Source organism: Nannocystis sp., assembly GCF_016714285.1.
In the GTDB taxonomy this organism is placed as follows: Bacteria; Myxococcota_A; Polyangia; order Nannocystales; family Nannocystaceae; genus Nannocystis.
Map to the genome: position 1 here is coordinate 273,948 of NZ_JADJNN010000008.1, position 26,162 is coordinate 300,109.

Genomic DNA, 26,162 nt, shown 5'->3' on the forward strand with positions numbered 1-26,162 from the left:
CCGGCGCGTCGATCCGATACGCTGGAGGTGCTCGTGTCGACAGTGGTGATGGTGACTGCGCTCGCGGCGTGGCTGGCGAGCGGTGGGGGGGCAGCGGGAAAGGCTGTCCCGGGGGACATGTCGTCTGCGACAGGTGTTGCACCTGTCCTTGCGGACAGCTCGCCCGAGGACCGCACGGCGCGGCTCCTGGCGGGCTTTGCCGACGGCGCCGATGAGCGGGCGACGCGGGCCCGTCCGGCCTACGCCCCGCGGATCGACCGCGCCTTCGCCCGCTTCGCGGAGAAGGTCGGCGAGCCGATGCAGGCGTGGGCCGCCGAGGCGCTGGTCCAGACCCCGGGTGAGACCGTGTTCTACCCGTTCGCCGGCGCCGACTTCCCGACCGCGCACCGCATGTACCCGCTGGCGGCGCGCTACGTGTTGATCGCGATGCAGCGCGGCGGGCCGCCGCCGGATCCCGCAGCGCAAGGGCGCGAGGCGCTCGGCGAGCTGCTCGCCGGCTACGAGCGCCTGCTCAGCGCATTCCTCCGGCGCGGCTTCTTCGTCACCGCCGAGATGAACGCGGAGACCGGCAACGACGCGGCGATCCGCGGCATCACCGGCGCGCTGATGGTGTTCGCCGCGCGCGAGGGCTTCGAGCTGCTGGGCGTCGATCCGGTCGCGCTGGCCGACGACGGGACGCTGACGTTGCACCCCGGCGACCGCACCCGCGCCGCGACCTGGGACTCGGTGCGCCTGCGCCTGCGCCGGCGCGCCGACGGGCAGCCGGTGCTGCTCGAGTACCTTCGCGTCGGCCTGTCGAACAACACGCTCAAGCCCGAGACGCCGGCGCTGACGCTGGTCACCGGCCTCAGCGACGCGCGGGTGATCCTCAAGGCCGCGTCGCACCTGCCGCAGGACAACAACTTCACGGTGCTGACCAGGCTGCTGCTGAGCCGCGCGCCGACGATCGTGCAGGACGAGACCGGCGTCGCCTACGACGCGCTGCGCGGCCGCTTCTCGGTCAAGCTCCACGGCAGCTTCAAGCAGGTCAACCTGCTGTTCGACGGCAGCGACCAGGAGACGCTGATCGAGGCCTACCGCACTGCGGGAAAGATCGATCGCCTGCCGTTCCACGTCGGCTACCGCAAGGGCGCGGCGGCCTGCATGCTGGTGGCGACGCGGGCCACGGTGACCAGCGACGCGCGGTAGGCCGTCGGCGCGGCGACCGGGCCGAGCTCGACGACGATCACGTGCTCGCCCGGTGCGACGCCCGTGATGGTGAAGGCGCGGCCGAGCGCGGGCGTGAAGGGGCGTCGGTCGAGCCACACGCGGGCCTCGGCGTCGGCCTCGACCTCGACCAGCAGGCGGCCCGGATCCTGCGCGTGCTGGGCGACGCGCAGGCCCGGACGCGGGCCAGCGTCGTGCTGCAGGCCGGGGCCCTGCGGCGCGGCCTGCAGCGCGAGATCGAGGGTCGGCCGCACCAGCGCGCGCAGGCGCGGGACGACCAGGCGATCGGTGTCGCCAAGCGCCCCGGGGAAGGCCACGGAGGCGACCATGAACAGGCGTCGCGGGCCGCCGCGTTCGACCAGGGTGGCGTTCTCCAGCAGCGCGACGCGGGGGATCCGGCCGACGTTGTTGAACACCTCGACGGGCGCGCCGAAGGCCTCGTCGGGGACCCGCCCGAGCCGCTTGCGCGTGATCTTCATGGTCGCCCGCATGCGCTCGACGTCCGTGAGGGAGATCGGGAAGCGCTGATCGGCCGGCAGCTCCTCGTGCAGCATCACCCGCCGCTGAACATCGTGGAGCTCGAAGAGGGTCGCGCAGTTGCCCTTGCAGCTTGCATGACGGCCGCTGGCCTCGCGCGCCGGCAGCTCGCCTTGCAGCTCGCCCTCGCGGTAGCGCATCGGCGGCGAGCTGCGCAGGGTGGGGCCGTCGCGGTTACCGTAGCGGGCCTGGATCGCCATCTCCGGCAGACCCCAGCGCGGCGAGAGGTACTCCTGATTGAGCGCGTCGAAGCCGGCGATCCGGACCAGGCGGTTGTAGTCCTTGTTCGAGCTGTGCATCAGCGCCTCGTGGACCATGTCGGCGACCTGGCCGCTCTGCAGGCCCTCGGCGTCGCTGAACTCGATCTCGGCGTCGCCCGTGAGCCCGAGCGCCCCGAGCGTCCACAGGGCGCCCACCGAGGTCGCCAGCTTCACCGTCGAGGCCGGATGAAAGTAATGCCGCGGGACCTCGAAGGCGGTGTCGCCGAGGCTGTAGTGGAAGTAGCGCGGCTGGCCGACGCCGGGCCGCACGGTCACGACCAGCGCGCGCGAGAAGGCCGGCGGCTCGTAGTCGACGCGGCGATAGTGCTTGCCGAGGCTGTCCTTGTCGGCGAGCAGGCGGGCCATCGTGAACCAGCCGTCGCGGTCGCGGGCGGGGTCGAGGTTGAGGAGCTGCGGGTGCTCGGCGCGCAGGGCCAGCAGCGCGGGGTCCGGGGCCACGGGCTGCGCTGCGGGACGCGCCGGCGCTGCGACCTGCGCGGACGCTGCGGGCACCGGCGCAGCGCCTGGATCTGTCCCCGAGGACAGGCAGGCGCCGAGCACGATCGCCGGGGTCGGCCACCACAGCAGGCGAGGGCGAGGCACGGGGCGCCGGACGATATCACGGGGCCGATCACGACGCGTCGGGATAGCGGCGCACGAGATAGCGGTAGTACCCGGCGAGCTCGCGCAGCAGCGACCAGGGCTCGCGCAGCTCGAGCTCGAGCGGCGCATGGGCGCCGTAAACCTGCTCGACGCCGAAGCGCCGCAGCGCCAGCTTGGTGCGCGTGAGGTGGTAGTACTGGCTGACCGCGACGACCGAGCGGAGGCCGTGCGCGCGCATGTGGGCGGCGACGAAGCGGGCCGTCTCGTAGGTGTTGATGCCGCCGCGATCCTCGATCACGGCCGCCGCCGGCACGCCGTGCTCGACGAGGTAGCGCTTCATGACCTCGGGCTCGGGCGGGCTGCCCGGATCCTGGCCGCCGCTGACGACGATCTGCGGGACCAGGCCGGCGCGGTGCAGCGCGAGCGCGGCGTCGAGGCGCAGCTCCAAGCGACGCGAGGGCTCGCCCGCGGCGCTGACGTGGTTGCCGAGCACGACCGCGAGATCCGCGGGCGCGCCGCGATCGGTACAGCCGTCCGTGCTCACGGCGATCAGGTGCAGCCCTGCCCACAGACCCAGAGTGAGGGCCCCGCGTCGCAGCCAGGTCCGGTACGCCACCGGACGAGGATAGCGGCGCGGGAGCCCTGACGGGCGCGCCGTGGTTGGTTTTCCGCCGAGGCGGCCGCCGCGTTCGCCGACAACCTCGCGCGGGAGCCTTGACGGGCGCGCCGTGGTTGGTTTTTCCTGGCCTCCCGATGACCGTCGCCCTCGTCACTGCCCGGGCCGCGCGCTCGCTGGACGCCGACCTGCCCCCGCTCATGGCCGCCTTGACCCGCCGCGGGGTGGCCCACGAGGTCGCCGTGTGGGACGACCCCGAGATCGACTGGCACCGCTTCACGCGGATCGTCGTGCGATCGACCTGGGACTACGCGGCGCGGCGCGGGAGCTTCCTCGCCTGGGCCGGACGCGCCGCCACGGCCGCGCCGCTGCACAACCCGCTGGCCGTGCTGCGCTGGAACACGGACAAGCGCTACCTCGCCGACCTCGCCGCGGCCGGGGTGGCCGTCGTGCCGACGCGCTGGTGCGTGCCCGGAAAGTCGCCGGAGCTCCCGGCTGGCGACTTCGTGGTCAAGCCCTCGGTGGGGGCCGGATCGGTCGGGGCGGCCCGCTTCGCGGCGCACGAGCATGCGGCCGCGACGGCGCACGTGGCCCGCCTGCACGCCGCGGGGCACGTCGCGCTGATCCAGCCCTACCTCGCGGCGATCGAGCGCCACGGCGAGACGGCGCTGGTGTTCTTCGCCGGCGAATTCAGCCACGCGGTCCGCAAGGCCGCGATCCTGGTGCCCGGACTGCGCATGGTCGAGGGCCTCTACGCGGCCGAGGAGATCGGGCCGACCACTGTCAGTGCGTCCGAGCTGGCCCTCGCCGCCGCCGCGCTCGCGGCCGTGCCGGGGCGCCGCAAGCTGCTGTACGCCCGCGTCGACCTGGTCCCCGATGACGACGGCCAGCCGCGCGTGCTCGAGCTCGAGCTCGCCGAACCGTCGGTGTTCCTCGACCACGCCGACGGCGCCAGCGATCGCTTCGCCGCGGCACTCGCCGGGGTCTGAGCCTGTCCCGAGGGACAGGCCCTTGGCCAGCGAACGCGCTCGCGGGGCTCTGAGCCTGTCCCGAAGGACAGGCCCCTAACCCTCGTCGCGCGCGTCGCCGGGCAGCAAGGTGGCGAGCAGGCGGTCGAGCTCGTCGAGGCTGGCGTAGGGCACCTCGATCGTGCCGCTGCCCTGCTTCTTCGCGTCCGTCTTGACCGCCACCTTGACGCCGAGGCCGCGGCGCAGCCGCTCCTCGAGGTCGCGGACGATGAGCACGCGCGCGCGCTCGGACTCACTCGGCTCGGCGGGCTCGGGCGGCGGGTGCAGGCGCAGCTTCACCGCCCGCTCGATCGCCCGCACCGTGTAGCCGCGCTGGATCGCCTCGAGCGCCAGCTCGATCATGTCGGCCGGGTTCTCGAGCGCGAGCAGGGCCCGCGCGTGGCCCATGCTGAGGCGGCCCTCCTGCACGAAGCCCTGGACCTTCGGCGGCAGCTTGAGCAGGCGCAGCGCGTTGGCGATGGTGCTGCGGTCTTTGCCCAGGCGCTCGGCGAGCTGCTCCTGGGTGTACTCGCGGACGTCCATCAGCTGGCGATAGGCGGCGGCCTCCTCGATTGGGCTGAGGTCGAGGCGCTGCAGGTTCTCCAGCACCGCGAGCTCGAGGCGATCGCTCTCGGGGGTGTCGCGTACGACCACCGGGACGTCGTGCAGCCCGGCCAGCTGGGCCGAGCGCCAGCGTCGCTCGCCAGCGACGATCATGAAGCTGCCCGGCGGATCGTTGTGCGGGGTGACGACGATCGGCTGCAAGATCCCGTGGATCTTGATGCTGTCGGCCAGCTCGCGGAGCAGCGCGGCCTCGAAGTGCTTGCGCGGCTGATCGCGGTTGGGGACCAGGCTCTCGATCGGCAGGCTCCGCAGCGTCGACCCGCCCGCCTCGGGGCTCTGGGCGGGTTCGCTGGGGCGCTGCGGGATCAGGGCTCCGAGGCCGCGGCCGAGGACGGGACGCTTGGGCAGGTTCACGGCTTTTGCCTCGCTTCCTGGCGCGCCAGCAGCTCTTGCGCGAGCTCGAGGTAGGCCTTGGCGCCCTTGCTCTCGATGTCGTAGAGCAGCACGGGCTTGCCGTGGCTCGGGCTCTCGCTGAGGCGCACGTTGGGGGGGATCACGGTCTCGAACACGTGTTCGGCGAAGTGGCGCTTGACCTCCGCGACCACCTGCTGGGCCAGGTTGGTGCGCTTGTCGAGCATGCAGAAGACGATGCCCTCGACCTGCAGCCGCGGGTTCAGTGAATCCTTGATCATGCCGATCGTGCCAGTCAACGCGCCCAGGCCCTCGAGCGAGAAGTACTTGGCCTGCATCGGGATCAGCACCGAGTCGGCGGCGACCAGGGCGTTGAGGGTGAGCAGGCCGAGCGAGGGCGGGCAGTCGAGGATGATGTAGTCCCAGGGCAGCGGCGCCGCCTTCTTGAACGCCCGCGCCAGCACGGTCTCGCGGCTCAGCACGCTGACCAGCTCGATCTCCGCGCCAGCGAGGTCCTCCGAGGCCGGCACGACCTGCAGCGTGGGCAGCTCGGTCGGCTGCACCACCGAGAGCAGCGAGGCCCCGCCGAGCAGCAGCTCGTAGCTGCCGGCCTTGATGTGGCCGCGGCTCTGACCCACCGCCGAGCTGGCGTTGCCCTGCGGGTCGAGGTCGACCAGCAGCACCCGCTTCTCCGCCGCCGCGAGGCTGGCCGCGAGGTTGACCGCGGTGGTCGTCTTGCCCTCGCCGCCCTTCTGGTTGCTGATCGCCACCACCCGCGCGCCGCGTGACGTGCTCGGGTCAGGGCGGGCTACCTTCGCTGCGGGGTCGGTCGACACGCGGCCCACTCCTTACCATCCGCCGGCCCGCGCTGCTTGTTTCGCGCAGGCCTCGAGACGACGCGTAGTTTATTTGCCTACATGTACGGACATGGCTTACGAAGCCAGACATGAGCTACTTCCGGACCGCGTTCACAAGCTTCGAGGAGTTCAAGCGCGAGGCGCTGCAAGATCTTGATGATCTTGGCAAAGAGGAGATCGAACTGATGCGTGAAGTGGAGGACCACGACAACTTCCATCGCCGCCCGGCGCGAGGCCGTCGGCCGTTCTACGACCTCGAGTAAGCCTCACTGGCCTGGCGTCGGGGCCGCGAAGCTCCAGGTTCCCGGCTCGTCCGGTGCGGCCGGATCACTGCGGACCAGCGCCTCCTCCTGCGCGGCCGGGTCAGGCGGGACAAGAGGCTCGGGCCCGGCCCGGTAGGTCGATCGGAGGAGCTTCGAGCCGTCGCGCAGCGCCACCGGCTCATGCACCGCGAGGCCCGCGTTGGCGATCGTGGTGTCATCGGTGACGAGCACGAGACCGCCGCCCGTCGGGCCAGTGTACAGGTTGCCGACGATGATCGCCCGCTGGCCCGGGGCGAGGCAGGTGCTCGGCTGGCAACCGCCGTCGCCGGCCAGAAACAGCAGCGGATCGGCGCCGGTCGGCGCGTCCGAGAGATCGTCGGCGATGGTCCACGTGGCCAGGTCCACGGTGCCCGGGCCGAGGTTCTCGATCTCGACGAACTCGGCGTGCTTCTCGAGGTTGCCTGGACCCGGCGGGTTGCTGAGCACCTCGACGATCGCCACCTCGGCGGGCAGCGCCTCGCCGGTGGTCCCGCTGTCGTCGCCGGTCGTGCCGGCCTCGAGCTCCGTGGCGGTGCCGGGGCTGGGCGGGCAGGCCGACCAGTCGCTGGCGTCGTCGTGATCGATCGCGGAGCCGCGGCACAGCGACTCCCCCGGCCCGGGCGCAGCCGCCGGGGCGCCGAGCCACAGGCCACGGGCGTCCCACGGGGCCGGCTGAGCTGCGCCGTGGATCAACGCGTCACCCATGATGTCGCCGACGTGCAGGAGGACCCCGCCGTCGGCGTTGCGCAGGCCCTCGCTCGACGCGAAGGCGACCCGCACACCGTTGTCGATCGCGGCCACCGGCGGATCGGGCACATCGGCCGCGGCGGCGAAGCGCAGCACGAGCAGGCGCTCACCCGGCAGCAGCACCTGGCCGGCGAGGCCGAGCGCGTCGGCGCTGAGCGTCGGCCAGGCGCGTGCGTCGATCTCGAGGCCCGTCAGATCGATCGGCAGCTCACCGACGTGCGCGATCTCGAGGAATTCGGGGCTGTCCGGGCCGCCGTCCTTGCCGTTCGGGTCGGGGTGCAGCTCGGCGATCTGCAGGGCGCTCAGGTCGAGCGGGGGGCCGGTGCCGGTGTCGCTCGAGGCCCCACCGTCGCTGGTCGCGGGGGGCGGGCCGCTGGTCGTGGTCGTTGTACTCGTCGAGGTCGAGCTCGGGGTCTTGTCGCGCTCGCGCGCGGGCAACTGCCAGCTGGTCGTACCGGACGCGGCGGATGAGCCGGACTCGGTGGCCGCGACGCTGGTCGTGGGTTCACTGCCTGGCGGCTCGAAGGGGACGCACGCGAGCAGCAGGACGAGGGGGAGGGGGGCGCAGTTTCGCATGCGGCCGTGTTCGCCCCCGGCGATGGTGGCGTTGCGCGGCAATCATGGCTGACCGTCCGCGGCCGATCCGAGGGCGCCCGAACTGAGCTGGACGGCGGGCGTTTGATCAGGCGAAAAGCTCATTACTTACGAAGCATTGCTTGCTGCCAATGCAACGAAGATATCAGCCGATGCCGTAGTCCTTGAGCTTGCGATAGAGCGTGGTGCGATCAATGCCGAGGAGGGCCGCGGCACGGGCCTTGTTGCCGCCGGTGGCCGACAGCGCCGCGACGATCGCCTCACGCTCGAGCTCCGCGAGCGGCCGCACCACGGCGTTGGCGTCGGTCAGCGTCGGACCCAGGGGAGCGGCGTGCAGCAGCTCGGGCGGCAGGTCGTCCTGCTCGAGCACCGGCCCGTCGCCGAGGACCAGCGCCCGCTCGATGACGTTGCGCAGCTCGCGGACGTTGCCCGGCCAGCGGTAGCGACAGAGCACCTCGAGCGCCGCCGGGGCGATCTGCTCGACGCGCCGGGCGACCCGCTCGCCGATCGTTCGCAGGAAGTGCTGCGCGAGCAGGGGGATGTCGTCCCGACGCTCCCGCAGCGGCGGCAGCTGCGTCTGGATCACGCTCAGGCGGTACAGCAGGTCCTCGCGGAAGCGGCCCTCGCTGACGAGCTGCCGCAGGTCGCGGTGGGTCGCGGCGACCAGGCGGACGTCGACCGTGATCTCCCGGGTGCCGCCGACGCGGGTGAGGGTCCGGTTCTCGAGCACCCGCAGCATGCGAGCCTGTGCTCCTGGGCTGAGCTCGCCGACCTCGTCCATGAACAAGGTGCCCGTGCTGGCGCGGGCGAACACCCCGTCGTGCTGGCTCACCGCTCCCGTGAAGGCGCCCTTCTCGTGGCCGAACAGCTCGCTCTCGAGGAGCGACTCGGCGATCGCGGCGCAGTTGATGGCGACGAAGGGCCGGCTCGCGCGCGGGGACAGGCCGTGGACCATCCCGGCCGCGAGCTCCTTACCCGTGCCGCTCTCGCCGAGCAGGAGCACGCTCGAAGTGGTGCTGGCGACCCGCTCGAGGAAAACCTGGAGGCGCTGGATCGCCGGGGAGTGGCCGATCATCTCGCCGTGCGCGGCGGCCGGCCCGTGGCGGACCGCGGCGCTCAGCTGCTGGCGCTCGCGCGCGCTGTCGCCGATCGCCCCGATCAGCTGCGCCGCGCAGACCAACAGGCGCAGTGCCTCGTCGTCGTAGGTGCAGCGCAGCGCCTCCCGCGGGCCCCACTCGACGTAGAAGATCAGGCTCTCGACCGGAGCCGCCATCGCCCCGAGGATCCCGCGCATCTGCACCGATCGACGGTCCGCGAGGTCGGGCTCGGCGAGCACGTCGTGCAGCAACACGCCGCGGCGCTCCCGGAGCACCCGCGCCAGCAGGGCAGGGGACAGGGCCAGGTCGGGCAGAGGACCCGTGCTCGCGGCGCTCAGGATGTCGCTGCCGTCCGGGCTCAGCAGCAAGGCGCGGGCGGCCGGCAGCGCATCGACGGCCCATGAAGTCGCGGCCCGCAGCACCGCCGGCAGCGAGCCGCAGCGGGCCAGCTTGTCACCGAGAGCCGCCAGCGCGGCCAGTCGACTCGCCCCGGGCGTCGCGCTGAGGACTCCGGTCGCGTCGAGCTCGACCGCCCGCGTCGGCGCCTGCGGCGGGCTCGTGGTCTCGCTCGCGGGGCGGCTGGTGGCGATCACCAGCGTGCTGTTGCCGACCGTCAGCGCGGCCCCCGGCGCGAGCAGCTGGCCCGGCTTCAACGCCACCCGCTGTCCGGCCTCGAGGGTCCACACCGGGTTCACGCCGGGGATCTCGAGCACGCGCAGGCCCGTGGCCTCGGCCTGCACACTGAGGTGATGGCGCGACACTGCCCCGTCGCTGAGCTGCAGGCGCTCGCCCGCGCCGCGCCCGATCGTCAGGGGCTCCGCGCCGAGCGAGATCTGTCGCCCCTTGTCGGGCCCGGATTGTACGGTGATCAGCAGCGGACGCACGCGCGGCGAGTGTACACCGGTCATGACACGCGCCGGATCCGCCTGCCCGGACGTGCAGGACGGCACCTCCACGCCAGGTTGACAGCCCGGTGACGGATGTTAGGGTTCCGCCACTTCTGTGACCGAAAACACCCCAACTCCGCCCGCTGCTGGCAAGCGAGAAGACCCCCCGGAGCTGCCCGAGGTCGTCTCGCTGCTGCCCCTGCGCAACTCGGTGCTGTTCCCCGGTTCGATCATTCCGATCGACGTCGGTCGGCCGAAGTCGGTCAAGCTAATCGAAGAGGCCATCGCCAACGAGCGGCCGATCATCGGCATCGTGACCCAGCGCGAGGCCCGGGTCGAGGAGCCCACCGAACAGGACCTGCATACGGTCGGCTGCGCGGCACGGATCCTCAAGGTCATCAAGTTAGCGAAGGACAACTACAGCGTCATCTTGCAGGGGGTGATGCGCATCGAGATCGAGAAGATCGTCTCGACGGACCCGTTCCTGCGCGCCCGCGCGGTCGAGCTGCCCGACCAGGACGCCGACGACGTCGAGGCCGCCGCGTTGGTCCAGAGCATCAAGGAGACGGCCAAGCGCCTGATCGCTCTGGTGCCCGAGCTCCCGCGCGAGGCCGCCGCGCTGCTCGACAGCGTCAGCGACCCGAGCCAGGTCGCCGACCTCGTGATCAGCAACCTCGACATCGAGGCCGGCGAGAAGCAGGAGGTGCTCGCCGCCAACAACGTGCGCGAGCGCCTGCGCAAGGTGCTGATGCTGCTGACCCGTCAGCTCGAGATCTTGAAGGTCCGCGAGCGCATCAACTCGCAGGTCCAGGAGGAGATGGGCCACTCGCAGCGCGAGTACGTGCTCCGCCAGCAGCTCAAGGCCATCAAGGGCGAGCTCGGCGAGATGGACGACGAGAGCGGCGACGCCGAGGAGTTCTCGAAGAAGATCGCCGAGGCGAAGATGCCCGAGGAGGCCGAGAAGGTCGCCCGCAAGCAGCTCGACCGCCTCAAGTCGATGCAGCCGAGCAGCGCCGAGTACACCGTCACGCGGACCTACCTCGAGTGGCTCACCGACCTCCCGTGGTCGATCACCACCCAGGACCTGCTCGACATCGGCGTCGTCCGCGACGTGCTCAACGAGGACCACTACGACCTCGAGAAGGTCAAGAAGCGCATCCTCGAGTACATGGCGGTGCTCAAGCTGAACGCCAGCAAGAAGGGCCCGATCCTGTGCCTGCTCGGCCCTCCCGGCGTCGGCAAGACCTCGCTCGGCAAGAGCATCGCCCGCGCGATCGGCCGCAAGTTCGTCCGCATCAGCCTCGGCGGCGTGCGCGACGAGGCCGAGATCCGCGGCCACCGGCGCACCTACGTCGGCTCGCTGCCAGGCCGCATCGTCCAGGCCCTCAAGCGGGCCGGCACCAACAACCCCGTGATCGTGCTCGACGAGATCGACAAGCTCGGCCACGACTTCCGCGGCGACCCCGGATCGGCGCTGCTCGAAGTGCTCGACCCGGAGCAGAACTGGTCCTTCAGTGATCATTACCTCGAGGTCCCCTTCGACCTCTCCAAGGTGATGTTCATCGCCACCGCCAACTACCTCGACCCGATCCCGCCGGCCCTGAAGGATCGCCTCGAGATCCTGCGCCTGCCCGGCTACACCCGGCAGGAGTCGCTGGCGATCGCCCGCCGCTTCCTGCTGCCCAAGCAGATCAGCGAGCACGGCCTCGACAAGAGCGACACCCAGGCCGTCAAGATCACCTTCACCGACGACGCCCTGCTCGAGCTCATCGACAGCTACACCCACGAGGCCGGCGTCCGGAACCTCGAGCGCGAGATCAGCTCGATCATCCGCGGCATCGCCGTGAAGGTCGTCGAGGGCGAGATCACCGACGAGGTCACGGTCGACAAGAACGACGTCCCGGACTACCTCGGTCCGCAGAAGTTCTTGCCCGAGGTCGCCGAGCGCACCGCCGAACCTGGCGTCGCAACCGGTCTCGCGTGGACCCCCGTCGGCGGCGAGATCATGTTCATCGAGGCCACCCAGATGCCCGGCAAGGGCGGACTCATGCTCACCGGCCAGCTCGGCGACGTCATGAAGGAGTCGGCCCAGGCGGCGATGAGCTACGTCAAGAGCCACCTCAAGGCGCTCGGCATCGAGAAGTCGGTCATCGAGCAGAACGACATCCACGTCCACGTGCCGGCCGGTGGCATCCCCAAGGACGGCCCCTCCGCGGGCGTGGCGATGTTCTCGGCGATCACCTCGCTGCTCACCGGCACCTGCGTCCGCCCCGACGTCGCCATGACCGGTGAGATCACGCTCCGCGGCCTCGTGCTGCCGGTCGGCGGCATCAAGGAGAAGATGCTCGCGGCCCACCGCGCGGGCATCAAGCGCATCGTCCTGCCCGAGCGCAACAAGAAGGACGTCGTCGACGTGCCGGAGGAGATCCGGCAGGAGATGGAAATCTGCTACGTGAAGAACGTCGACGAGGCCTCCGAGTACGTCTTCGACCGCAGCATCCCCCCGGTGAGGCCGCAAGAGGACGTGGCGCCCCCCGCGGACGCGACCCCACCCACCGCCGTCTAGTCCAGGGCTGGTCCGTGGTCAGCCAATGTCAGCCCGCGGCACCATCGGGGCCGCGGGTGAGCCTCACCGTGGTCGTGAGCGGACGCCCGTTCTAATGCCCTCCGACCCCAAATGAGCCGTCCGGAGCGGCGTTGACAGGGCGACCTCCCGGCTTATCTTGCCGCCCGAACTCGAAAGGAACGAACACAAACTCATGGGAAAGATCATTGGAATCGACCTCGGAACCACGAACTCAGTCGTGTGCGTGATGGAGGGCAACGAGCCGAAAGTCATCGCCAACGAGGAGGGCGGACGCACCACACCATCGGTCGTCGCCTTTGAGCAGAACGGCAACGTACTCGTCGGTCAGCAGGCTCGGCGCCAGGCGATCACGAACCCCGAGAACACCGTGTTTTCGGTCAAACGCTTCATGGGCATGCCCTTCGATGACCTCAAGGCCGAAGTCGCCCGCGTGCCCTACAAGGTGGTCCGTGCGCCCAACGGGGACGCCCAGATCAGCATTCGCGGCAAGATGTACCCGCCGCCGGAGGTCAGCGCCCGCGTGCTGATGAAGCTGAAGAAGGCCGCCGAGGACTACCTCAACGAGCCCGTCACGGAGGCGGTCATTACCGTCCCGGCGTACTTCAACGACGCGCAGCGCCAGGCCACGAAGGACGCCGGCCGCATCGCTGGCCTCGAGGTCAAGCGCATCGTCAACGAGCCGACCGCCGCTGCGCTCGCGTACGGCTTCGGCAAGGGTAAGGCCGGCACCGCCAAGGAGCAGGTCATCGCGGTCTACGACCTCGGCGGCGGCACCTTCGACATCTCGATCCTCGAGGTCGCGGAGAACGTGGTCGAGGTCATCTCGACCAACGGCGACACCCACCTCGGCGGCGATGACTTCGACGACCGCATCGTCAAGTGGCTGATCCAGGAGTTCAAGAAGGACACCGGCCTCGACGTCGGCGGCGACAAGCTGGTCCTGCAGCGCCTCAAGGACGCCGCCGAGAAGGCGAAGATCGAGCTGTCGGCCGCCCCGGAGACCGAGATCAATCTGCCCTTCCTCACCGCCGACGCCACCGGGCCGAAGCACATGCAGATCAAGCTCTCGCGCGCCAAGTTCGAGGGCATGGTCGAGGACCTCGTCAAGCGCTCCATCGACCCGCTCAAGAAGGCCCTCGCGGACGCCAAGAAGTCGGTCTCGGAGATCGACGAGATCCTGCTGGTCGGCGGCTCGACCCGCATCCCGATGGTCCAGAAGGCCGTCAAGGAGTTCTTCGGCGGCAAGGAGCCGAACCGCACCGTCAACCCCGATGAGGTCGTCGGCCTCGGCGCAGCGGTCCAGGCGGGCGTGCTCGCTGGCGACGTGACCGACATCGTGCTCGTCGACGTGACCCCGCTGAGCCTCGGCATCGAGACTCTCGGCGGCGTGATGACCGTGCTCATCCCGCGAAACACCACCATCCCGACCCGCAAGTCGGAGACCTTCACCACCGCGGCCGACAATCAGCCCTCGGTCGAGGTCCATGTGTGCCAGGGCGAGCGCTCGATGGCCGGTGACAACCGTACCCTCGGTCGCTTCAGCCTCGGCGGCATCCCGGCCGCGCCGCGCGGCGTGCCGCAGATCGAGGTCACCTTCGACATCGACGCCAACGGCATCGTCCACGTCTCGGCGAAGGACAAGGCCACCGGCAAGGAGTCGAAGATCACGATCACCGCCAACTCCGGCCTCAACGAGCAGCAGATCCAGGAGATGGTCAACCAGGCCGCCAAGTTCGAAGCCGAGGACAAGAAGCGCCGCGAGGCGGTCGAGTCGCGCAACAGCCTCGAGGCCTTGATCATCCAGACGGAGAAGCTCATCAGCGAGAACGGCGACAAGCTGCCGGCCGAGCCCAAGGTCGAGGTCGAGGCCGCCCTCAAGGACGCCAAGGATGTGCTCGAGTCCAAGGACACCGACCGCATCAACGCCGCCAAGGAGAAGCTGACCAAGGCCTCGCACAAGCTGGCCCAGGCCGCCTACGGCAACGCCGGTGAGGGCGCGCAGCAGCCGGGCGGCCCCGGCGACGCGGGCCCGGGTGCGGGCGGCGGCGACAAGACCAAGGGCGCCCAGGGCGACGTCATCGACGCCGAGTTCGAAGAGAAGAACTAGGCCCACCTGACCCGAGAGCCAGGGCCGGATCCCGCGACCATCGCGGGGCCCGGCCCTGGGTCGTTTTTCGGGCCGCAGGGCCGGCCTCGTCCGCACGCGCCGATCTTTGGACAGCGCCGCCGGATCCACTAAGGTAGGCGCATGGTCCGGGCGCGTGCAGGCTGGCTGGCGACGCTGATGTTGGCGTCGATGGCCGCCTGCGCGGGGCCCAACTTGTGGACCGACGGCACCAGCATCTCGACCGGCACGACCAGCCGCGGCCGCATGCGCAAGCCCGCGAAGCTGCCGCTCACGGGCCCCGGCTTCGTCGTGCCGCCGCGCTGGGAGGAGCGCGGTTTCCAGTACGGCGTCGACGAGCTGGTCGGCGCTGTCCAGCGCGCGGCCAAGAAGGTCGGCGGTCGGGCCAAGCGTGGTCTGCTCGGCGTCGCTGACTTCGGCCCGCAGCGCGGCGGCAAGTCGGTGTGGCACGGCAGCCACCAGTCCGGCCGCGACGTCGACCTGCACTTCTACAGCGTCGACGCGCAGGGCCACCCGATCGACGCCCCACACCACGACATGATCCGCTACGACGCCGACGGCAAGCCCTACGTGCGCCGCAACGCGACCTACAACGAGCTCGGCTGGGAGGGTCGCCGCTTCGACACCTCGCGCAACTGGCAGCTGGTCGAGGCGCTGCTCGGCGACCCGGAGATCCGCGTGCAGTGGATCTTCGTCTCGCAGGGCCTCGAGGATCGCCTGCTCGCCTATGCGACCCGGCAGAAGAAGCCGGGCTGGCTCATCGAGTACGCCCGCACCGTGATGTACAGCCCCGCGGACGCCCCGCCGCACGACGACCACTTCCACGTCCGGATCTACTGCTCGCGGGGCGACCGCTTCCACGGCTGCGTCGACCGCGGCCCGATCTGGCAGCACGAGAAGAAGAAGTACAAGTACGACGGCCCCGAGACCTACGACCCCGTCCAGTGGCGTCTGGCGATGGTCCCGTCGGCGCCAGACGCAGGCTGAGCGGCGGCCGGGCGATCGCGCCCAGGTGACCCGGAGAGATCTGCGAGGGCCCTTGTGACAGCTGGAGATCTCGCTGTCACGAGATCTCCCGCTCTGTCCGCGATCGGCTCGTCGATCGCGTGAAACGATCACAGCGGTCACGGAGCATCGATCGCCAGAACTCGGTCAGATCGCCCGAATGAGCCCGTTGGTGGCACATCTGGCCTTGTGGACAAGCTGTGCAGTCCTTGTGGATGACCCGAGGGACAGGTCGGCCCAGGCATGATCCGCGGCCTCGGTGTGTCGGTCCTGTCTCGGTGTTCAGCTCATTGCTTCACACGCGGTTTCTTCGGGCCGTAGCGCCGCAGCGATCGCGTCTGCGAGGTCGTCGCCACGAGCACCCGGATCTGAAGATCTGAGCAGGTCTCACTGAACGAGGTAGCAGCATGCGAGCCGCCAAAACTTGAAAGCCTCGCTGGAAAATGCTTCCTCAGATCTACTCAGTAGAATACATTGCCGACCTACCCGCGACGTTGATCGTACCAAGAGAACTAGCAAGCTCGGATCCATCCACCGCACCGCTCTCACGGCCCTTCGCCGAGAGGCCTCTCCCGCCGCTCTCCAGCCCGCGCCCGCGACCTTCACCACGCCCATGGTCCACGCCCTGACCGAAAGCCAGATCCGCGCCATCGAGGCGCAGAGCCCCGACGGCCTGAGCTCGCAGCAGCTCGTCGCGGTGTTCGAGGAGCAGGGCGTGAAGTTCAGCGAGGCCAACCTGCGCCGCTACGTGCAACTCGGCCTGGTGCCGCGCTCACGCCGAGTCGGGCAGAAGGGCAAGCACCTCGGCTCGCACGGCGTGTACCCGGTCCGCGCCGTCCGCCGCATCAACACCATCAAGAAGCTGATGGGCGAGCGCTACACGATCGAGGAGATCCAGGCCAAGTTCCTCACCTTCAAGGACAGCATCGAGACCCTCGACGTGGCGATCGAGGAGCTCGTGTCCCAGTTCGAGTCGAAGCTCGAGGGCGAGGCGCCCTCGCCCCGCCGCGACCAGCTCTACAGCGAGCTGCGATCGATCAAGACCGCCGCTGACGAGCTGCTGAGCGGGGTCTACCGCCTCGAGAAGCTGCTCGTGTCCACCAGCGCCGCCGTCCGCCCGCGCGGCGGCGGGGCTGCCAGCCCCACCGAACTTCTGTAGCCGTTGCCGTTACCACTTCTGTAGCTGTCCCTCGGGACATCGCATCCGTTCACTTCTGCGCAATCACGTTTCACCGGGGCCGGCCAGGGCCCCGCTCAGGATCATCATGCTCAAGACCACAGGGACCACCGACGACCACGACCACGACCTCGACGAGGCGGAGACCGACCACGACAGCGAGGAGTCCGTCGACGACGGCCCCGTGATCGAGGCCATCGCGGCCGACGACGACGACGCGGGCAGCGACCCGCGCCCGATCGTCCGTCGCGCCCGCGCCAAGACCATCGCCATGAAGCGGCTCACCAAGGAGGAGCTCCGCATCGGCGCGCTGCTCTACCCGGAGCGCAGCTACTGGCGCCCGAAGAGCCGCAACGAGTGCGCCAACGTGGCCCGGCCCTGTCCCTACGTCAGCTGCAAGTACCACCTCTACATCGACGTGAACCCGGCCACGGGCAGCATCAAGATCAACTTCCCCGACCTCGAGGTCTGGGAGCTGCAGCACTCGTGTGCCCTCGACGTCGCCCAGACCGGCGGGATCACCCTCGAGGAGGTCGGCGAGATCCTGAACCTCACCCGCGAGCGCATCCGCCAGGTCGAGGTCCGCGGCCTGCTCAAGCTCAAGGAGGAGGGCGGCGAGGAGATGCTCGGCTACCTGGCCAGCGAGTGACGAGCTGGTGAGCGCGAGCGGCCGCACACGCCTGTGGGCGCGGCCGCGTTGACCGAGCCGCGGCGGCCGTCGTAGGACCCTGGCCGAAGTGAACCTCCTCCCGCCGATCCGCCGCGCCCTCGTCAGCGTCAGCGACAAGTCGAAGCTCGACGTCCTGGCGCAGATCCTCATCGACTGTCACGTCGAGGTGCTCTCGACCGGTGGCACTCACGCCGCGCTCGCGCAGCTCGGCGTCGAGGTCGTCAAGGTCAGCGAGTACACCGGCGCGCCCGAGATCCTCGACGGTCGGGTCAAGACCCTGCACCCGAAGATCCACGGCGGCATCCTGGCCCTGCCCACGCCGGCCCACGAGGCCGAATTGCGGCTGCACGGCATCGCCCCGATCGACCTCGTGGTCGTCAACCTCTACCCGTTTCGCAGCGTCATCGCCCGCCGCGACTGCGGCTTCGATGAGGCGGTCGAGAACATCGACGTCGGCGGTCCCACGATGGTCCGCGCCGCCGCGAAGAACTGGCAGCGCGTCGCCGTCGTCGTCGACCCGGACGACTACGTCTCGCTCGGTGAGGCCCTGCGCGCGCACGCCTGCGGCCTGCCCGAGGCGCTGCGCCGCCGCCTCGCGCGCAAGGCCTTCGCCCACACCGCTGCCTACGACGTTGCGATCGCCGGCTACCTCGCGCGCTTCGACGACGCCGGCGGAGCCGCGGACGACGCCCTCCCGGACGCGCTGCTGCTCAGCGGCGAGGCCCAGGGCGAGCTGCGCTACGGCGAGAACCCGCACCAGCCAGCCCGCTTCTACGCGGTCGCGGGCGGGGCAGGGGAGGCGCCTGGCCTCGATCGGGCGATCGTTCACCAGGGCAAGGCCCTCAGCTACAACAACCTCCTCGACGCTGACGCGGCGCTCGGCCTGGTCCGCGACCTCGCCCCGCTCGGGCCCGCAGCCGCGGTGATCAAGCACGTCTCGCCCTGCGGCGCGGCGCTGGGTCGGCCCGGACAGCCGATCGCCGAGGTCTATCGCCGGGCCCGTGAGGCCGACCCCGAGAGCGCCTTCGGGGGGATCGTCGCGCTCTCGCAGCCGGTCGACGCCGCGGCCGCAGCCCAGCTCGTCGAGACCTTCCTCGAGGTTGTCATCGCCCCCGGCGTTACCGCCGAGGCCCGCGTGTTGCTCTCGACCAAGAAGAACCTCCGCCTGATCGAGCTGCCGCTCGGCAGCGCCACGAGCCCGCCGCTGCGCCTGCGATCGATCGCCGGCGGGCTCCTGGCCCAGCGCGAGGACGTGATCGGCGTGCACGCGGCCGGGGCCCGCGTGGTCACCCGCCGCGCGCCCACGGCCGCCGAGCTCCTCGACCTCGAGCTGGCCCAGATCGTCGGCAAGTGGGTCCGCTCCAACGCGATCGTGCTGTGCAAGGACGGCGTCACGGTCGGCGTCGGCGGCGGCCAGACCTCGCGCGTCGAGGCCTCGCGCCAGGCCAGCGCCCGCGCCGGTGAGCGGGCCCGCGGCGCCTGCCTCGGCTCCGACGCCTTCTTCCCGTTCCGCGACGGCGTCGACGCGGCCGCGGCCGCCGGCGTCACCGCGATCGTCCAGCCCGGCGGCTCCGTGCGCGACGACGAGGTGATCGCGGCCGCCGACGAGCACGGCCTGGCCATGGTCTTCACCGGCCAGCGACACTTCCGCCATTAGCGCACAGGTCCGTCGGGACATGTCGCTTCCCACAGGTCCTTCGGGACAGGTACATCGAGACAGGAGCGAGAGCCCATGCGAATCGTGATCTTCGGCGGCGGCGGACGCGAGCACGCGCTGGCCTGGCGCTGCGTGAGCGAGGGCCACGAGGTCCACGTCGCGCCCGGCTCGGACGGCATCGCCAGCGACGCCACCTGCCACCCGCTCGCGCTCAGCGATCACGCCGCCGCAGTCGCGCTGTGCCACCGCATCGCGCCCGCACTCGTGATCGTCGGCCCGGAGCAGCCGCTGGTCGACGGCCTCGCCGACCGGCTCCGCGCCGCCGGCCTCGCGGTGTTCGGCCCCTCCGCCGCGGCCGCCGAGCTCGAGGGCAGCAAGGCGGTGGCCAAGGCCTTCATGGCCCGCCATCACATCCCCACGGCGCGCTACGTCCGCGTCGACTCGCTCGGCGCCGGCCTGGAGGCGCTGGCCAGCTTCGCTGGGCCGCCGGTGGTCAAGGCCAGCGGCCTGGCAGCGGGCAAGGGCGTCACCGTGGCCGAGAGCTTCGCCGAGGCCGAGCTGGCCCTTCGTTCATGTCTCGAAGGCCAGGTGTTCGGCGCGGCCGGGGACACGGTGGTGCTGGAGGAGCGGCTCCAGGGTGAGGAGGCCTCGCTGTTCGTGATCAGCGACGGCGAGCGCTGGCTGTGCCTGCCGCCCGCGCAGGATCACAAGCGCCTGCGCGACGGCGACCACGGCCCGAACACCGGCGGCATGGGGGCCTACAGCCCGGCCCCGGTGTGCGACGCCGGCGTGCTCGCCCAGGTCGAGCTCGAGGTGATCGCGCCGACCCTCGCGGGCCTGCGCGCCGAGGGCCGCCCCTTCGTCGGCGCGCTGTTCATCGGCCTGATGATCGAGCAGGGCCGCGCCAGGGTCATCGAGTACAACTGCCGCTTCGGCGACCCGGAGATCCAGCCGGTGCTGTTCGGCCTGCAGGCGCCGATCGTGCCGCACCTGCACGCGGCCGCCCGCGGCGATCTGGCCGCTGGCGGCGTGCTGCCAGGCATGCCCGCCGCCACCGTGGTGATCGCGGCCGCTGGCTATCCCGGCAAGACCGTCAGCGGTGCGGCGATCCGGGGGCTCGCGGCCGCCGCTGCGCTCCCCGACCTCAAGGTATTTCACGCCGGTACGCGTCACAGCGCGGATGAGGGTTGGGTCACGGCAGGCGGGCGTGTCATCGGGGTCTGCGCCCGCGGCCCCGACCTGCGCGCCGCCATCGCCCGCGCCTATGAGGGCTGCGCGTTGATCGAGGTGGTCGGCGGGCAACATCGGCGAGACATCGGCGCCCGCGCCCTCGCCCTCGCTTGACCGGTCCGGCCACGGGCATGGTATGAGGGCGGGCGATGGCACGCGTCCGCCCTGTCCGTGGTCTCCGCTACGACCTCCGCCGCGTCTCCAGTGATGCGGGCCTCCTACTCGCGCCACCCTACGACGTCGTCGATGCGGCGGGTCGCGCCCGCATCGCCGCCCGCTCGCCGCACAACTGCATCCACGTGATCCTCCCGACCGGCGAGGGCGACGCCAAGTACGTCGAGGGGGCCCGGCAATTCGCCGCGCTCAAGGCCGACGCGCTCGTGCACGACGACGCCCCCGGCTTCTATGTCTATCACCAGACATTCACCAGCGAGGGCCAGCAGTTCACGCGCAAGGGCTTCATCGGTCTGGTCGAGCTGACCCGCTTCGGCGCCGGCCCGGTGCTACCCCACGAGCGCACGCTCGCGGGTCCCAAGGCCGACCGCCTCAAGCTCATGCGCGCGTGCATGGCCCACCTCGAGCTGGTGTTCGGCATGTTCTCGGATCCCGATCGCAGCTGGGAGAAGGCCGTCGGCGAGCTCGGGGAGCCGGTGCTCGACGCCGACTTCGACGGCGCCCACCACACGCTCTACCGCGTCGCCGATCCGGCGGCCACCGCAGCCCTCACGCAGATCCTCGCCGATCGATCGATCTACATCGCCGATGGCCACCACCGCTACGAGACGATGTGCAGCTTCCGCGACGAGCTCGAGGAGCAGGGCCGCGGCGAGGCGGCGCGCTGGGGCCTCATCTACCTCAGCAACCTCGACGACCCCGGTCTGGTCGTGCTGCCCACCCACCGGCTCGTCCACGGCGTCGCCGACTTCGACCTAGCGGCCACGCTCGCGGCGCTGCGGCCCTTCTTCGACATCGACGAGCAGCCGTTGCCCGCGGCGGGCAACGAGCTCCGCGCGACGCTGGCCGCCGCAGCGAGCGGCGGCGCGGCCTTCGGCCTCGCGGTTCCTGGCGCCGATCGGATGCACCTGCTGCGCCTGCGCGCCGACTTCGATCCGCAGGCCGCCGGCCTCGGGCACCTCCACCCCGCGCTGCAGCGCCTCGACGTCGCCCTGCTGCACGAGCTGGTGCTCGAGCGCGGCCTCGGCATCACCCGCGAGGCGCAGTCGCAGAACACCAACCTGCGCTACTACAAGTCGACCGACGAGGCGCTCGCCGTGGCCGCCGGACAGCGCCCCGACGCCAGCGACGTGCAGCTCGTGTGCTTCATGAACCCGACCCCCGTCGCCGACGTGCGCGCCGTCTGCGACAGCGGCGAGGTCATGCCGCAGAAGAGCACCTTCTTCTATCCGAAGATCCCGACTGGCCTCGTGTTTCACGACCTCCGGGACGACCTGACATGAGCGCCGACGCGCTGGCCCTGCCGCGCGGCGCGAGGGACCTGCTGCCGCCCGCGGCCCGTCGGCGCCGGCGCCTGACCGCGTCGCTGCTCGCGGTGCTCGACCGCTGGGGCTACGACCCCGTGGTCACGCCCGCGATCGAGTACTTCGAGGTGTTCGGGCGCTGGCTCGCCGAGCGCGACCGGCAGCGCTGCGTCCGCTTCATCGAGGCCGGCACCGGCGAGCTCGTCACCCTGCGCTCCGACATCACGCCGCAGATCGCCCGGCTCAGCGCGCTGCGCCTCGGCGATCGCCTCGCGGCCGGCGAGGCGATGCGCCTGGCCTACAGCGCCGAGGTCGTGCGCCTCGGCGAGCCCAGCCGCGGCCAGCTCGAGCACAGCCAGGTCGGCGCCGAATTGCTCGGCGACGACAGCCCCGCGGCCGACGCCGAGCTCGTGCTGCTGTGCGCCGAGGCGCTGCGCGCCGCCGGTCTGCCGCGGCCCCAGCTCGAGCTCGCAGACGTGAGCATCGCCCGCGCTGTGTTCGAGCGGCTCCCACCCGGCTGCGACACCGAGGCGCTGCACGGCCTGCTCGCGCGCAAGGACGCCGACGGGGTCGCCCGCTTCGCCGCCGAGCTGCCGCTGCGCCCCGAGGCCCGCCGCGCGCTCGGCCTCCTGTGCGAGCTGTTCGGCGGCCCGGAGATCCTCGGACATGTCCCTTCGGACATCCGAGCCGCGTTCCCGTGGCTCGACCAGGCGCTGGCTCGGCTCGAGTCGGTGATCGATCGCTGTCGCCGCGACGACCCCGAGCTCGCCGCCCGCCTGGTCGTCGATCTCGGCGAGGTCCGTGGCCACGACTACTACACCGGCCTGCGCCTGCGCGCGTGGGCCCCCGGGGTCGCCACGCCGTTGGTGTGCGGCGGACGCTACGCTGGTGGGGCCGGCTTCGCGGTCGAGCTCGAGGCCCTCGAGGCCGCGCTCGAGCACGCCGGCGCGCCACCCGAGCCGCGCTGTGGTGGCACCGTGATCGTCGCCGAGCTCGAGGCCTCGCGCGACGCGGCCAACGCCCGCGCTCGCAGCCTGCGTGGCAGCGGCCGCGCGTGGGTGCAGGTCGGCCTCTCGCTGAGCGCGGCCCGGATCGCCGCCGGCGAGGCCGAGCGTATGATCCATCTCGACGCGAGCGGCCGGGTCACGACCTGGCTGCGAGGACAGGCCGACACCTGGACGGCCGGGGAGAGCGAAGCATGACGACGCTGATCGTGGTGGGCGCCCAGTGGGGCGACGAAGGCAAGGGCAAGGTGGTCGACGTCCTCGCCAGTCAGGCGCAGGTGGTCGCGCGCTACGCCGGGGGCAACAACGCCGGTCACACGCTGGTTCTCGGCGCCCGCAAGATCGTCACCCATCTCGTGCCCTCGGGCTGCGCCTACCCGGGCACCGCCTGCGTGCTCGGGGCCGGCATGGTCATCGACATGGATGTGTTTCAGTCCGAGGTCGCCGAGTTACAGCGCGCTGGCATGTTGCTCGGCGACGAGCTCCGCGTCTCGCTCGACGCCCACGTGATCCTCCCGTTCCACCGCCAGCTCGACGGCCTGCGCGAGGACCAGGCCAGCGGCGGCGCCGGCCGCATCGGCACCACGCGCCGCGGCATCGGTCCGGCCTACGAGGCCAAGGCGGCGCGCCGCGGCGTTCGCGTGCGCGACCTCCTCGATCCCTCGCGCCTGCGCGTGCGTCTCGAGCAGAACAAGCAGCACGTCGACTTCGAGCTGCAGCGCCACGGCGTCGCCGCGATCGACGTCGACGCCATCGTCCGCGCCGCCGAAGGCTGGGCCGCGTGGCTCCGCGGCAAAGTCTGCGACGTCGGTGCGCTCGTCGAGGCGGCCGTGCGCGCCGGTCAACGCGTGCTCTGCGAGGGCGCCCAGGGGGCCCTGCTGGACCTCGACCACGGCACCTATCCCTACGTGACCTCGTCGACCACCCTCGCCGGGGGCGCCTGCGCCGGACTCGGCATCGGCCCGACCCGCGTCGACGCCGTCTGGGGCATCACGAAGGCCTACACCACGCGCGTCGGCGCCGGCCCGTTCCCCACCTGCGAGCGCGGCCCGCTCGGCGAGCTGCTGCGCAGCGCCGGTGATGAGTACGGGGCCACCACCGGCCGCCCACGCGACTGCGGCTGGCTCGACCTCCCGGCCCTGCGCCACGCGGCCCGCCTCAACGGCCTCACCGGCCTGTGCGTCACCAAGCTCGACGTCCTCGCCGCGCTGCCGAGCGTGCAGGTGTGTCGCCGCTACGCCGACGGGGCCGAGCCGGGCGAGGTCTTGCTCGAGGACGTGGTCGCCGAGTACGAGCCGGTCCCGGGTTGGGGCGACCCGCAGCTGCGCGAACGGATCGCGGTCGCGCGGCGCCTGGAAGATCTCCCGTCGCCAGCCCGCGCCTACCTCGACGCGATCGAGGCCACCGTCGGCGTCCCGATCACCCTCGTCTCCGTCGGCCCCGATCGGGCCCAGACCATTCTTACCCGGGCCGCGTTCGGGTGACCCACCCCCGTCCAGCGCCCGTGGCCTGCCCACGGAACGCTGGGGCAAACCCGCGCATCATGCGGGTGAACCATCGCGGCGCCGACGATCTGTGCAGGTACGGGACGCGTCCGGCTGCCATCGGGGACGCCCCCAGCGCCCGCGAAAACGAAGAAGATCGGCAACCGTGTCCGTTGTTGTACCTACCTACCCGATTTCCTATACTGGCGACCCCGCGGACACAGTCGGTTCTGCAGGGCGCCGTCGCGCTCTGGCGAGCGACTCCCAGGAATCACGCTCATGAAGATCGAATGCGATAAGTGCGGAGCCAAATACTCGATTGCGGACGACAAGGTCCGTGGCAAGACCTTCAAGATCCGCTGCAAGAAGTGCAGCAACGTGATCATCGTCCGCGACAAGGCGGGGGGTGGCGACGCAGCCGAGAGCGAGGCGCCGTCGGATGAGCCCGGCTGGCACCTTGCGATCGGTGGCGAGACGGTCGGTCCGCTGACGGAGCAGGAAGTCCGTGAGAAGCACGCTGCCGGCGAGATCGATCGCGAGACCTCGGTCTGGCAGGAAGGCTTCGAGGACTGGCTCCCGCTCGGTGATGTCGCTGCCTTCAGCGACCTGGCCGATCGCGGGGCGTCCAGTGCAGCGCCGGCCGCGGCCCCCGATCCCTTCGCGGGTGGCGGGGACGACGACTACAGCAGCAGCCACCGCGACAACAACCGCGGTGGCGCCAGCCCCAGCGCCTTCGCCGGCAGCCCCGAGCCCGCCCGCGCCGCGCCGGCGGCGGCCAGCGTCGCCGCGGCAGCCAGCGTCTCGCCAGCGGCCAGCTCCGCGAGCAAGGGCGACTCGCCGCGTGTCAGCCAGCTGACCTCGGCCCGCAACGAGAACTCGGTCCTCTTCTCGCTCGACAGCCTGTCGTCGATGGCGATGGGCAGCAAGGGTTCGGCGGGCGGCGGCGCGGCCCCCAGTTCGTTCGGTGGCGGCGGTGGTGGCGGTGGTGGTGGCGGTGGCGGTGGCGGTGGCGGTGGTAGCCACTCGCCCTCGGCCAGCGGCAACAGTGAGGGCTCGGGTCTCATCGACATCCGCTCGATGGGCGCGATGCTCGGTGGTGGCGGTGGTGGCGGTGGTGGTGGCGGTGGCGACGACGATCGCGACGACTCGATGTTGCCGAGCTTCGGCGGCACCGGCTTCGGCGGCCTCGCAGCGGCCCCGCTGCTCACCGCGGCGCCGCCAGTCGCTGCCGACGCGGCCAGCGCTCCGGAGCCGCAGCGCCAGAACCAGACTCCGCTCTACATCCTGATCGGCATCCTTGTGCTCGGCCTCGGCGGTCTGGCGGCTTATGTCGTCACACGCCCGCCGCCGCAGCCGCAGGAGAAGATCGTCGAACGCATCGTCGCTCCGCCGGTCCAGCCCGACAAGAAGGACGACGACGACGACGACAAGGCCAAGAAGAAGAAGGACGAGGAGGCCGACGAGGCCGAGGCCGACGCCGCTGGCGAGCCAGCGGGCGACGAGAAGGGCACGACGACCGCGAAGCCCGGCGACAAGAAGGGCACGAGCAAGCCCGGCGACAAGAAGGGCACGAGCAAGCCCGGCGACAAGAAGGGCGATGGGGACAAGCCGGCGGCCACCGGTGACACGCCGCCCGTCAAGGCCGAGCCCAAGCCGAAGGAAGACGAGACTCCGTCGGTCGAGTGCATCCTCGATCCCTCGAAGTGCAAGAAGGGTGGCGGCGGTGGCGGCGAGAAGACCAAGCCCCCGCCGGACGCCAACATGCCGGAGAAGCTCGAGCTCGCCGACATCAAGGCCGGCGTCGCCGGTCCCAAGGGCTCGGCCGAGAGCAACTGCAAGAAGCACGCGAAGGGCGGCGAGAAGGTGAAGATCAAGCTCTCGATCTCGGGTCCTGCGGGCACGGTCATCAGCGCCGCGGCCGAGGACGACGCGGGCAACGCGGCGCTCGGCAGCTGCGTCGCCGCCGAGCTCAAGAAGGCCACCTTCAAGAAGGTCCAGAAGGAGCAGATCGGCACCGTGGTGTCGGTCTCGTTCTGAGCAACACCACAACTATCGCT

The 26,162-nt window shown here is 71.0% G+C and carries 20 protein-coding genes; 14 read left to right on the plus strand and 6 right to left on the minus strand.

Features of this window, described 5'->3' with window-relative positions; translation table 11 throughout:
- Positions 1-117: 117 nt before the first annotated feature.
- Positions 118-1,188, plus strand: a complete 1,071-nt coding sequence (locus IPJ59_RS16245; protein WP_293272401.1) for a hypothetical protein — start codon at positions 118-120, stop codon at positions 1,186-1,188.
- Here IPJ59_RS16245 and IPJ59_RS16250 read toward each other — a convergent pair.
- A complete protein-coding gene (locus IPJ59_RS16250) occupies positions 1,119-2,606 on the minus strand; it encodes a hypothetical protein (protein ID WP_293272402.1) in 1,488 nt (495 codons plus the stop codon). The genes IPJ59_RS16245 and IPJ59_RS16250 overlap by 70 nt on opposite strands.
- A 28-nt stretch (positions 2,607-2,634) precedes the next feature.
- Positions 2,635-3,222: a YdcF family protein gene (locus IPJ59_RS16255; RefSeq protein ID WP_293272403.1), complete on the minus strand. Its 588-nt coding sequence runs from the start codon at positions 3,220-3,222 to the stop codon at positions 2,635-2,637.
- A 137-nt stretch (positions 3,223-3,359) separates the two neighbouring features.
- On the opposite strand from IPJ59_RS16255, the gene IPJ59_RS16260 reads away from it, so the two are divergent.
- On the plus strand, positions 3,360-4,211 hold the full coding sequence (locus IPJ59_RS16260) for an ATP-grasp domain-containing protein (protein WP_293252315.1): 852 nt from the start codon (positions 3,360-3,362) through the stop codon (positions 4,209-4,211).
- A 75-nt stretch (positions 4,212-4,286) separates the two neighbouring features.
- Here IPJ59_RS16260 and IPJ59_RS16265 read toward each other — a convergent pair whose 3' ends face one another.
- Positions 4,287-5,207, minus strand: coding sequence for a ParB/RepB/Spo0J family partition protein (locus IPJ59_RS16265; RefSeq protein WP_293272404.1), 921 nt, complete (start codon positions 5,205-5,207; stop codon positions 4,287-4,289).
- On the minus strand, positions 5,204-6,040 hold the full coding sequence (locus IPJ59_RS16270; protein WP_293272405.1) for a ParA family protein: 837 nt from the start codon (positions 6,038-6,040) through the stop codon (positions 5,204-5,206). The genes IPJ59_RS16265 and IPJ59_RS16270 overlap by 4 nt, the downstream gene beginning before the upstream one ends.
- A gap of 110 nt (positions 6,041-6,150) precedes the next feature.
- Here IPJ59_RS16270 and IPJ59_RS16275 point away from each other — a divergent pair, with 110 nt between their 5' ends.
- Positions 6,151-6,324, plus strand: a complete 174-nt coding sequence (locus IPJ59_RS16275) for a hypothetical protein (protein WP_293252318.1) — start codon at positions 6,151-6,153, stop codon at positions 6,322-6,324.
- A 3-nt stretch (positions 6,325-6,327) separates the two neighbouring features.
- Here IPJ59_RS16275 and IPJ59_RS16280 read toward each other — a convergent pair whose 3' ends face one another.
- Together IPJ59_RS16280 and IPJ59_RS16285 are read right to left on the minus strand one after the other, a co-directional pair.
- Positions 6,328-7,686, minus strand: coding sequence for a hypothetical protein (locus IPJ59_RS16280; protein ID WP_293272406.1), 1,359 nt, complete (start codon positions 7,684-7,686; stop codon positions 6,328-6,330).
- Between the two features lie 163 nt (positions 7,687-7,849).
- Positions 7,850-9,685, minus strand: a complete 1,836-nt coding sequence (locus IPJ59_RS16285) for a sigma 54-interacting transcriptional regulator (protein WP_293272407.1) — start codon at positions 9,683-9,685, stop codon at positions 7,850-7,852.
- Positions 9,686-9,803: 118 nt separating this feature from the next.
- Here IPJ59_RS16285 and lon point away from each other — a divergent pair, with 118 nt between their 5' ends.
- The 11 genes from lon to IPJ59_RS16340 all read left to right on the plus strand — a co-directional run bounded on the left by lon (position 9,804) and on the right by IPJ59_RS16340 (position 26,142).
- Positions 9,804-12,254, plus strand: coding sequence for an endopeptidase La (gene lon / locus IPJ59_RS16290; RefSeq protein ID WP_293272408.1), 2,451 nt, complete (start codon positions 9,804-9,806; stop codon positions 12,252-12,254).
- A 193-nt stretch (positions 12,255-12,447) separates the two neighbouring features.
- Entirely contained in the window at positions 12,448-14,382 is a 1,935-nt protein-coding gene (gene dnaK / locus IPJ59_RS16295; RefSeq protein WP_293272409.1) for a molecular chaperone DnaK, read from the plus strand.
- A gap of 141 nt (positions 14,383-14,523) precedes the next feature.
- A complete protein-coding gene (locus tag IPJ59_RS16300) occupies positions 14,524-15,387 on the plus strand; it encodes a penicillin-insensitive murein endopeptidase (RefSeq protein WP_293252327.1) in 864 nt (287 codons plus the stop codon).
- Positions 15,388-16,018: 631 nt separating this feature from the next.
- Complete coding sequence (locus tag IPJ59_RS16305; RefSeq protein ID WP_293252329.1) at positions 16,019-16,564, plus strand: MerR family transcriptional regulator; 546 nt, start codon at positions 16,019-16,021, stop codon at positions 16,562-16,564.
- 106 nt (positions 16,565-16,670) lie between these two features.
- Complete coding sequence (locus IPJ59_RS38705) at positions 16,671-17,231, plus strand: sigma factor-like helix-turn-helix DNA-binding protein (protein WP_293252331.1); 561 nt, start codon at positions 16,671-16,673, stop codon at positions 17,229-17,231.
- An 88-nt stretch (positions 17,232-17,319) separates the two neighbouring features.
- Positions 17,320-18,909 carry a bifunctional phosphoribosylaminoimidazolecarboxamide formyltransferase/IMP cyclohydrolase gene (gene purH / locus IPJ59_RS16315; RefSeq protein ID WP_293272410.1) on the plus strand — a complete coding sequence of 530 codons (1,590 nt, stop codon included), beginning with the start codon at positions 17,320-17,322 and terminating at the stop codon, positions 18,907-18,909.
- Between the two features lie 75 nt (positions 18,910-18,984).
- Positions 18,985-20,253, plus strand: coding sequence for a phosphoribosylamine--glycine ligase (purD, locus tag IPJ59_RS16320; protein ID WP_293272411.1), 1,269 nt, complete (start codon positions 18,985-18,987; stop codon positions 20,251-20,253).
- A gap of 35 nt (positions 20,254-20,288) precedes the next feature.
- Positions 20,289-21,596, plus strand: coding sequence for a DUF1015 domain-containing protein (locus IPJ59_RS16325; RefSeq protein ID WP_293252335.1), 1,308 nt, complete (start codon positions 20,289-20,291; stop codon positions 21,594-21,596).
- Positions 21,593-22,819, plus strand: a complete 1,227-nt coding sequence (locus IPJ59_RS16330; protein ID WP_293272412.1) for an ATP phosphoribosyltransferase regulatory subunit — start codon at positions 21,593-21,595, stop codon at positions 22,817-22,819. Before IPJ59_RS16325 ends, IPJ59_RS16330 begins: the two co-directional genes overlap by 4 nt.
- Entirely contained in the window at positions 22,816-24,105 is a 1,290-nt protein-coding gene (locus tag IPJ59_RS16335) for an adenylosuccinate synthase (protein WP_293252339.1), read from the plus strand. The genes IPJ59_RS16330 and IPJ59_RS16335 overlap by 4 nt, the downstream gene beginning before the upstream one ends.
- Positions 24,106-24,384: 279 nt before the next feature.
- The gene (locus IPJ59_RS16340) at positions 24,385-26,142 is read left to right on the plus strand and encodes a GYF domain-containing protein (RefSeq protein WP_293272413.1); all 1,758 of its coding nucleotides are present in this window, start codon (positions 24,385-24,387) and stop codon (positions 26,140-26,142) included.
- Positions 26,143-26,162: the final 20 nt, after the last annotated feature.

What these genes read in the sequence shown, in the direction of transcription:
- IPJ59_RS16245 (WP_293272401.1), top strand. Translation starts at nt 118, where the DNA reads ATGTCGTCTGCGACAGGTGTTGCACCTGTCCTTGCGGACAGCTCGCCC.
- IPJ59_RS16260 (WP_293252315.1), top strand. Translation starts at nt 3,360, where the DNA reads ATGACCGTCGCCCTCGTCACTGCCCGGGCCGCGCGCTCGCTGGACGCC.
- IPJ59_RS16275 (WP_293252318.1), top strand. Translation starts at nt 6,151, where the DNA reads ATGAGCTACTTCCGGACCGCGTTCACAAGCTTCGAGGAGTTCAAGCGC.
- IPJ59_RS16280 (WP_293272406.1), bottom strand. Translation starts at nt 7,686, where the DNA reads ATGCGAAACTGCGCCCCCCTCCCCCTCGTCCTGCTGCTCGCGTGCGTC.
- dnaK (WP_293272409.1), top strand. Translation starts at nt 12,448, where the DNA reads ATGGGAAAGATCATTGGAATCGACCTCGGAACCACGAACTCAGTCGTG.
- IPJ59_RS16300 (WP_293252327.1), top strand. Translation starts at nt 14,524, where the DNA reads ATGGTCCGGGCGCGTGCAGGCTGGCTGGCGACGCTGATGTTGGCGTCG.
- IPJ59_RS16305 (WP_293252329.1), top strand. Translation starts at nt 16,019, where the DNA reads ATGGTCCACGCCCTGACCGAAAGCCAGATCCGCGCCATCGAGGCGCAG.
- IPJ59_RS38705 (WP_293252331.1), top strand. Translation starts at nt 16,671, where the DNA reads ATGCTCAAGACCACAGGGACCACCGACGACCACGACCACGACCTCGAC.
- purD (WP_293272411.1), top strand. Translation starts at nt 18,985, where the DNA reads ATGCGAATCGTGATCTTCGGCGGCGGCGGACGCGAGCACGCGCTGGCC.
- IPJ59_RS16325 (WP_293252335.1), top strand. Translation starts at nt 20,289, where the DNA reads ATGGCACGCGTCCGCCCTGTCCGTGGTCTCCGCTACGACCTCCGCCGC.
- IPJ59_RS16330 (WP_293272412.1), top strand. Translation starts at nt 21,593, where the DNA reads ATGAGCGCCGACGCGCTGGCCCTGCCGCGCGGCGCGAGGGACCTGCTG.
- IPJ59_RS16335 (WP_293252339.1), top strand. Translation starts at nt 22,816, where the DNA reads ATGACGACGCTGATCGTGGTGGGCGCCCAGTGGGGCGACGAAGGCAAG.
- IPJ59_RS16340 (WP_293272413.1), top strand. Translation starts at nt 24,385, where the DNA reads ATGAAGATCGAATGCGATAAGTGCGGAGCCAAATACTCGATTGCGGAC.